Here is a 978-nt window from a genome sequence, read left to right as displayed (position 1 = left end):
TTCGGCGAGCGGTTCACCGCCGCCATCAGCTGAGATTTTTAACCGACCTCAGCACACAAAATTCCTGACACCTCCGCCATTTCCGATCCTTGTCGACGAGCCACCATGATCCGTGCTTCTCATAGACTCGCGCGGGGAGGAATGAATGCGTTTTGCGTCGACCAATCATGTCACGTTGTCGTCCACGTTCATCCCACACAGGTTGCTCACGCGCGAGGAATTCGACAAGTGGGCGCTCGACTTCATGGTGTTCGGTAACGGCCACCTTGAGAAACAAACGAACCGGCTCGGCGGTAAGCTCGCGCTCAAACGTGCGCCGACGAAATACATGCGCCGTGCGACCGACTTGCAGCGCTTCTTTCAGATCAACGGCGTCGAGAAAACGCATGAATTCGCGCCCGGTACGATGCATCACTTGATGGAACCGGACATTAATCAGGAAGTGTATGGCCTGCCCGAATATCTCGGCGCGCTACACGCGGCATGGTTGAACGAGTCCGCGACGCTGTTTCGTCGTCGCTACTATGAAAACGGCTCGCATGCCGGTTTCATCCTGTATATGACAGACGCAGCTCAGAAACAGGAAGACGTCGACGCATTGCGCGAAGCCCTGAAAAACAGCAAAGGATCGGGCAATTTCCGCAATCTGTTCATGTATGCGCCGAACGGGAAAAAAGAGGGTATCCAGCTAATCCCGGTTTCCGAGGTCACGGCGAAAGACGAGTTTTTCAACATCAAGAATGTGACGCGCGACGACTTGCTCGCCGCGCATCGCGTACCGCCGCAGCTTATCGGCGTGGTGCCGAGCAATACCGGTGGGTTCGGTGCGGCCGACACGGCCGCCGAGGTATTCGGGTGCAATGAAATCGAACAGTTGCAACGGCGATTTGCGCAGCTCAATGGTAAGCACTCGATCTGTACCGTCTGTTCGTAATGGCGGGACTGGGGCAATCTGATTCCCATCAGATGTGATGGGGA

Annotated in this window: 1 pseudogene; it reads left to right on the top strand. The window is 55.7% G+C overall.

The features are described from left to right. Nucleotides 1-154: 154 nt before the first annotated feature. Nucleotides 155-934, top strand: a pseudogene (locus AC3WLT_RS37195) (phage portal protein); the annotation flags it as partial. Nucleotides 935-978: the final 44 nt, after the last annotated feature.

This window comes from Paraburkholderia sp. FW306-2-2C-D06C (genome assembly GCF_058781505.1).
Note: the sequence above shows the minus strand (reverse complement) of the source record. Positions and strands in the feature narration are given on the sequence as shown.